This is a genomic window from Microbispora sp. NPDC049125, assembly GCF_040802045.1.
Taxonomy (GTDB): Bacteria; Actinomycetota; Actinomycetes; order Streptosporangiales; family Streptosporangiaceae; genus Microbispora.
In genome coordinates this window covers 1-7718 of the sequence record NZ_JBEZDW010000085.1, presented here as the reverse complement: position 1 = coordinate 7718, position 7718 = coordinate 1, and the positions used below count along the sequence as shown (strand labels likewise).

The following is a 7718-nucleotide window of genomic DNA, read 5'->3' as shown; positions in this document are numbered from 1 at the left end:
GCCCAGTCCTCCACCTTGATCACCCTCCACGGTGACAGCAGAGGGGTCAGATTTCAGCCGTCGCCTGGGGGTCAGTTTTCACGTGTCGTCGACAGACCTGATCGAGGGGCTCAACCCGAAGTTCCTCGAATCGGCAGCTGAGGACGCCCGGGCAGACTCCCCTGCCGGAAACTCGGCACAGTGCCGACCGCGACGCCTGGGTCATACAGCGGCGGGAGAGCATCTGGCTTCGACACCAAGTTTGCCTAAGTCCACGAGCGTTCGGGCTTGCTGTGATTGTCGGCCGGGCAGTTACTCAGCCCTGCTGCTCGCCAGGGCGAGCAAAGCAGCTCCACGAAAGCCGGTGAACATCCGAGCCTCCATCAATCCGGCGCGGTTCGATACGGCGTCTGCCTGCTCTCGTGCTTTGGACAAAAGGGCCGACATCACAACGGCAAGCGGCGCGTGCCGGGCAAGGATCGCCGCAGCGGTCTCCGGGATGCCGGCGGCCCGATCGCCTCGGATAGGCATCTACAAGGTGATTGCTACGTGGCTTCGGTGCTCGTCGATCAGATGAGGCACCTCCGGTCCTGGTCAGATGAACGGGCCGACGAGGCCGGCGAATTCCTCCGGGGCGACGATCCGCACGCCCAGGCTCTCGGCCTTGGCCCGCTTGGAGCCCGCCTTGTCTCCGGCCACCAGTAGCGAGGTCTTCGCCGAGACCCCGGAGGAGGCTTTGCCTCCGGCGCGCTCGATCAGCTCGTTCATCTGGTTGCGGGTCAGCGCCTCCAACGCCCCGGTCATCGCGCCGGTGACCACGACGGACATCCCCGCCAGCGGCAGATCGGACGCGCCGCCCGCCTTGGCATCGGTGCCGGTGTCAGGATCGGCGGGGGGTGTCCAGCCCGGCTCGGTCATGGTCACCCCGGCCCTGACCAGCTTGTCGATGAGGTCGGCGAGCTCGACCAACTCGGCCACCACCACGGGCGCCTTCTCCGGGCCGATGCCCTCCACCTCCTGGATCGCCTCTGCGTCGGCCGCGCGGATGGCGTCCATGCTGCCGAAGTGCCTGGCGATGCGGCGGCTCATGGAGCGACCGGTGCCGCGTACTCCCAGCGCGCAGAACACCCTGTTGAGCGGCTGTGCCTTGGCCCTGTCTAGGGCGGCGAGCAGATTGTCGGTGCTGGTCTCGCCCATCCGTTCCAGACCCAGCACCTGCTCGCGGGTCAGGAAGAACAGGTCGGCGAAGTCGGTGATCAGCCCGGCGTCCAGGAGTTGCTGGATGCGGTTTTCGGCCAGGCCCTCGATGTCGAGCTGGTCGCGGCCGGCGGCATAGCCGATGGAGGCGATCGCCCGGCAGCCGCGGCCGCGTACGCACCGCCACCGCTCCTGTGAGCTGTCGATCGCGTCGCCGCAGTTCGGGCAGACCTGCGGGATCGCGATCGGCTGCTCGTCGCCGGTGCGCAGGTGCACGACTGGGGCCTCGACTCGGGGGATCACGTCGCCGGCCTTGTAGACGACCACGGAATCGCCGATCATCAGGCCCCGGCGGGTGATGTCGGCGACATTGTGCAAGGTGGCGTAGGTGACGGTGCTGCCGTCGATCTCGACCGGCTCCAGCACGGCGCGCGGCGCGATGATGCCGCTGCGACCGGTGTTCCACTCCACCGCGATCAACTTGGTGATCTTCTCGGTGGCGGGCAGCTTGTAGGCGATCGCCCATCGGGGCGCACGCGAACTGAAGCCGGCCTGCGCCTGATCGGCGGCGAGATCACACTTGATCACGATGCCGTCGATGCCGAAGGTCAGAGCGGCCCGCTTGACGGCGATCTGTTCGACCCGCTCCTGGACCTGCTCCAGGGTGGTGGCGACAATGCCGGCGACGTCGGTGACGGCGGGGGTCTGCACGCCCTGTCCGGCGACCCACGCCATGACCTCGCTGTGCGGCAGCTCGCGCAGCCGCACGGCCAGATCCGAGGCATCGTCGGGATGCGACAGCGCTCCGTAGCAAAAGAATGTCAGCTCGCACACGTAGGGCCGATCCTGAGCGCGCAGCACGCCGGCGGCGGCGCTGCGCGGGTTGGCGAACGTGGTGCCATCGTGTGCCTGGCGCTTGGCGCATGCCTCCTCGAACTGCGACGTGGTCATCATCACCTCGCCGCGCAACTCCACCGTGACCGGCTCGGCAAGCCTGGCGGGCAGTCCCACGATGGTGCCGATCGCGTGGCTCACGTCTTCACCCTTGGTGCCGTCGCCGCGGGTGATCAGCTGTGTCAGCCGCCCGCCGCGGTAACGCGCGGCGATCGCCAGCCCGTCGAGTTTCGGCTCCACGCTCCACGCCGTGACCGGCCTGCCCAGCCTGCGCTCCAGAGACGCGGACCAGTCGGCGAGTGGCTGGGCGCCGAAGACGTTGTCCAGGCTCAGCATCGGCACCGTGTGCGGCACGTCGCCGGCCACCGCGCCACCGGCCACCTTGCCCGTCGGCGAGGACGGCAGCACCTCGTCGGGATGCTCGGCCTCATATGCCGCAATGCCCCGGACCAACCGATCGTAGGCGTCGTCGTCCAGCGTGGAGGTGCCATCGCGGTAGTAGGCCGCAGCGGCGTCCAAGGCCAGCTGAACGGCTTCGGTGTAGGCGGTCTGATCAGCCAAGACAGTGCTGGAGGGTGCGTCGGTCATGGTTCCATCATCGCGTCAGGCACCGACAATTTCGGCCCGCGGAACGCGACAGGGAGTAGACGGCCTCCGGAACGCAGGACGCGAGACATCTCCCCGGTAGCAGCGGGCGGGCAGAGCCGGGGCACTGAACTCCCGAGCCACCGGGAGGACCTGCGTCGTCCATCTCGGTGGTTCTAGGCAATTCGCAGCTGATCACGGTGTTATGTGCCCTGACTGTGCCCCCCGGTGAGGTCCAGTCCCGGTCAGCCACGGTGTGTCATCCATCATCGGACCGGCTTGGTTCACCTCGAACATGGACGATGCGATCGGGTGTGGTGAGGTTGGCAGTACGGACACTGCCTTCGCACAGACCCCGGCCCGTGTCCGCGAACCGATATCTGTGGGCGTAGACCTGCCCCCTCCGGAGCCACTCGTATCGAACGACCGGACGTCTCCAAATGGCTTCTAACCAATTCGCTGTGGTCGCCGCCAATTCCGCAGGGCTACCAGGCGCTGTGAAGGCGAGCGATGTTGGTTCCCCAGGGAAAGTAAACAACTGGTTGTGGAGCACGTCGCCGCGAACCGCAAATCCATCGAGGTAAGCGCCCACGGTCAGCAATTCCTCGAACCTGGCGTTCGTCCAGGTGAAGGCCACATGTTCGGTGCACGGATGCGCATCGATGGGCGAGGGCAGGCGTCCCGGAAGTCACTCAGTTTGACACTCACTCGGGACATAGCGCAGTTCTGCGGGCTGGCCCGTGGAGCTGAGTTTCACGACCTCGTATACGAGGCCTGACCCCGGGGGCGTTCGGGGCGAGGCGTCGCTGGGTGTTCGCGGAAGGTAGTGCGTGCTGCGGTGACCGAGTTCGTCTATTGCGTAGCTGAGAGTGCCCTCTAGGGGTCCATCGAGAAGAAGCCCAGCACAGAATTCGATCTTGGGCATGCGAGTTAGGCGGTTCAGTTCGAAGCGGTTCTTGATCTCTTCGTCGGTGAGAGCCGGATCGATGCGTTCGATGGCTCCATCGGACATGGTCAGCAAGCAACGGCCGTGCGCGTCTAAGACGGCGCTGACGACACCGACGCGGTCAATCACCCTGCGATCATCGCATCCATGCCGGACGCGCCCCACATGGAGCACCGTGGTCCGTCCGGCGCCCTCAGACTCGGAAGCAACAGGGTAGGCAATTGCCACCTTGACCACCGGCCAAACAGCCCTAGCAGGCCGCGCGCAAGATGATCGTGGTCCCCAAGACGCCGAAAGGGCCGACCCGACCAACCGGATCAACCCTCTGAGCTGCGTCGGGACGACAGGATTTGAACCTGCGCCCCTTTGCAAGCGTGGCAACGGAAAGCATTATTCGCGAGGTCTTGGAGGCGCGAGGGTTCGACCTGAGTCACGCCCAGTGGATCCCCTTCGGATTTTGATGACCGGCACGGTGCGCCCGGTGGGGACGGCGTGATCCTCATGATGCGAAGGGCGTAGCGGGTGCCGCGGGCCTGCGACTTCGGCCTTCATCCTTTCAGATCTCGGGCGGCTTGAATGACCTGCTCCACCTGCCCAGGCGTTAGAGTGCTTACCAGCGCGACTAATTGCCCTATCTGAGCTGCCGCAGGGTACGGTTTCGGCTGGCCCCGTGGTAGCTCCCCTGACAGTCCAGCGATGACAAGCAGATCGTCCACGGGTATCTCCAAGACCGGTGCTATGTCATGGACAATCTCAACTGATGGCTGAATGCTACCGTTCAGAAGTTGATTGATGGTTGACTCGGCTCGCCTTGACGCTCGGCTGACAGCCCTCGGCGACAGGCTGCGATTGGCCAACAGGCCTTGGAAGATCCTGGCGAATTCGGAATTCACTCCGCCAGGTTACAGCGATTGGGCTTTACTCTAGGCGCTGCGGCGGAAACCCGCCGACCAGCTCACGCCGGGGAACTGACCAGCCGGTTCCCCCTGTCTGACGTCACCCTGCCCGGTACTACATTCGTAGATCGTCTTAAGGGACCATCGTTAGTGATGGAGCGAAGCTATTTGATCATGGAGTTGGGCGACGGCACTTTCCGCGGCGGATGGCACCCCTGCCCCATCTGACGTCATCCCGCTGCCGGCCCCCGAATCGCCGACCAATCATGTCCTTCCGGGTTTTGGGCTGGAGGCGGGTGCGCAGGGCGTCCCAGTCGCGGGTGAGGGCCTCCAGCCGAGCCTGCTACCACGGGGCGGGCTCCAGCTCGCGATGGGTGCGCAACTCCGGGGTCAGATCGTGGCGATGTCGATCACGAACCTGTAGCGGACGTCGCTGGAGAGCACCCGCGCGTACGCCTCGTTGATCTGGTCGGCTCGGATCAGCTCGATATCGGCGCCCAAGCCATGCCGGGCGCAGAAGTCGAGCATCTCCTGGGTCTCGGGAATGCCGCCGATCATCGATCCGGCGAGACTCTTGCGCCCGCCGATCAGCGAGAACAAGTTCAGCGGGATCGGCTCCTCAGGAGCGCCCACGTTCACCAGCGTGCCGTCCGTCTTCAGCAGGGACAAGTACGCGCCGAAGTCCATCGGTGCGGACACCGTGGCGAGAACCAGATCGAAGGTGCCGGCCAGCGACTCGAAGGTCTTCGGGTCGCTGGTCGCGTAATAGTGGTCGGCGCCGAGCTTGAGCCCGTCGTCCTTCTTACGCAGCGACTGGCTGAGGACGGTGACCTCGGTACCAAGGGCGTGCGCGATCTTGACCGCCATGTGGCCGAGACCGCCCATGCCGACAACGGCGACCTTCTTGCCGGGGCCCGCGTTCCAATGCTTGAGCGGCGAGTACGTGGTGATGCCCGCGCACAGCAGCGGCGCGGCCACATCCAGAGAAAGCGAGTCCGGGATGCGGAGGACATAGTTTTCGTCGGCGACGATGTGGGTGGAGTAGCCGCCGTAGGTGGGCTCGCCGTTCTTGTCGAGGCCGTTGTATGTCGGGATGTTGCCCTTGACGCAGTACTGTTCCAGACCCTGCTTGCAGTACTCACACTCACGGCACGAGTCGACGAAGCAGCCGATACCCACGCGGTCGCCTACGGCGTACTTAGTCACGCCCGAGCCCACTTCGACGACGACACCGGCGATCTCGTGGCCTGGCACCATCGGGAAGATCGCCTCGCCCCAACCCTCATTTGCCTGGTGGATGTCCGAGTGGCAGATGCCGGCGTACTTGATCTCGATCAGGACGTCGAACTCGCCGACTGGACGGCGCTCGATGGTGGTGCGCTCCAGCGGAGCCTTGGCGGCTGGCGCAGCGTAAGCGGCAACGGTGGCCATCGCAGACTTCTCCTCAAGGGTGGTGCTTTGCCGGGCGACCTTCGCTTCAAGGCGCGTGACGAGTATGTCACCACGGCAAGGGCGGGCTCCTCCCGCCCCCCAGCACGCTACGCACCCTGAACAGCCCAAAGACCTGAGCCAAGGCCTCGCGCCGTTGACACTATCCTGCCGTCTGCAACGCGAATGCGGGTCCCGTCATGTCGCACCACGACCAGGGCTGGAGGAGTTCTCGGATGCTGAGATGACAAGGCGAAGTCGGCAGGTCACAGCTTGATCGCGTACGGCGTGGCGGGGGGCAGACACCCAACAAGGCCCCGTAGACCTCCCGGGCCGTGGCCAATACGCGGCCGACGTCGGCGGTGGAGAAGGCCATGGGGACTGTACGGCTTCTCCTGGACAGACCCGCGGAACTCGCCCCGGACGCGCTGGTCAGGACATGGGACAGTCGCCCAGGGACTTCCATCCCGGGAAGCTATCGGGAGGGTTCCGGTTGTCAGGGTATATCTGCTGCTTCGCCTCCCAGTGCTTGTTCTTGTAGGAGACCCGGGCGCCCGTGGAATAGCCGGCCTGCCGCCATTCGGGGTACTGGCATGCCGGCCTCGGCGATGGCGCGGGAGACGTCGGGGTAGGTGAAGACGAAACCGGGGGTGAGGGCGTCGGGCTGGGTGGAGAAGCCGGGGAGCCGCTGATCCGCTCGATCTCCTCCGCCGACGCGGGATGGTCGAGGACTTCGGCTTCGTCCACGCCGCCCTTCCACCAGCCGGTGCGCCCGCCGTTCAGCATGCCCCTGCCGATCGCGAACGCTCCGGCGGCCCCCCATGAGGCCTCGTGCAGTGCGGCGCCGGCGAGCACTCCGTTGACATAGAGCCGCGGGTGCACGATTTCGGGTTGGATTTCGCGCTTCAGGTATTCGAGGGCCGTACGGCTGTCGCCTGGCCGGGTACGCCAACTTCCGCCGTCGTCGTGGTGGCGGCGCTCCTTATCACGGTGGCGCTTGCCGTGGTCGTGGCCGCCTGGTGGGCGATCGCCGGGCGGCTGGCCGATCCGGTGGACCCGGTGGCCGCGCTCGCGGACAATCCCGGGCTCGCGGCGCTCAAGCCGGACGCGGCGGAGAAGAAGGCCCGTGAGCTGCGTCCCTCGCTGGTCGGACCGCTGGCACCGTGCGACATCGGGCTGCCACTCGGCGACCTCATGCGGAACGGGCCCACGTTGTACGCCTCCTGGGAGGACACCATCGTCGCCTTCATGGCGCCCAGGTCGGGCAAGACCACCTGCCTGAGCATCCCCTATGTGCTGTCGGCGCCCGGTCCGGTGATCGCCACGTCCAACAAGGCCGATCTGTGGGCGGCGACCGCCAGTCTGCGCGCCGCCGACGGCGCGGTGTGGCTGTTCGACCCCCAACGCATCACCTACCAAAAGCAGGCCTGGTGGTGGGACCCGCTACGTGGCCTGGCCACCGTGGAAGACGCACACCGCCTGGCCGGGCACTTCGTCTTGACCGTCGACGACGGCACCAAGTGCGACCTGTGGGGACCCGCCGCCCAAGACCTGCTCTGCGCCCTGTTCCTGGCCGCCGCGTCCTCCGGCCGCACCCTGCGCGACGTCGCCAAATGGCTGGACGCGCCGGCCGTACCGACACCGGTCGAGCTGCTGGAGGCCGCCGGGTTCTCCCTGCTGGCCTCGTCCCTGCGTGGCGCGCAGAACGGCGCGGTCGAGACCCGCGACGGCATCTACCAGACAGCCCGGACCGCCGCCAAGGCGCTGCGGGACGAGGCGATCATCTCGTGGGT

Annotated in this window: 4 protein-coding genes and 1 tRNA gene; 1 reads left to right on the top strand and 4 read right to left on the bottom strand. The window is 66.2% G+C overall.

Annotation, left to right across the window (positions count from 1 at the left end; all coding sequences use genetic code 11):
* Nucleotides 1-573: 573 nt before the first annotated feature.
* The 4 genes from ligA to AB0B72_RS39950 all read right to left on the bottom strand — a co-directional run bounded on the left by ligA (nt 574) and on the right by AB0B72_RS39950 (nt 6807).
* Complete coding sequence (gene ligA, locus AB0B72_RS39965; protein WP_367745000.1) at nt 574-2658, bottom strand: NAD-dependent DNA ligase LigA; 2085 nt, start codon at nt 2656-2658, stop codon at nt 574-576.
* Nucleotides 2659-3936: 1278 nt separating this feature from the next.
* Nucleotides 3937-4041 (bottom strand) — tRNA-Leu (locus AB0B72_RS39960).
* Nucleotides 4042-4887: 846 nt separating this feature from the next.
* Nucleotides 4888-5928 (bottom strand): NAD(P)-dependent alcohol dehydrogenase, encoded by a 1041-nt coding sequence (locus tag AB0B72_RS39955; RefSeq protein ID WP_367744999.1) that lies wholly within the window; start codon nt 5926-5928, stop codon nt 4888-4890.
* A 429-nt stretch (nt 5929-6357) separates the two neighbouring features.
* Nucleotides 6358-6807: a hypothetical protein gene (locus AB0B72_RS39950; RefSeq protein WP_367744998.1), complete on the bottom strand. Its 450-nt coding sequence runs from the start codon at nt 6805-6807 to the stop codon at nt 6358-6360.
* A gap of 9 nt (nt 6808-6816) precedes the next feature.
* Here AB0B72_RS39950 and AB0B72_RS39945 point away from each other — a divergent pair.
* A partial coding sequence (locus tag AB0B72_RS39945; protein WP_367744997.1) for a type IV secretory system conjugative DNA transfer family protein occupies nt 6817-7718 on the top strand: 902 nt, incomplete at its 3' end.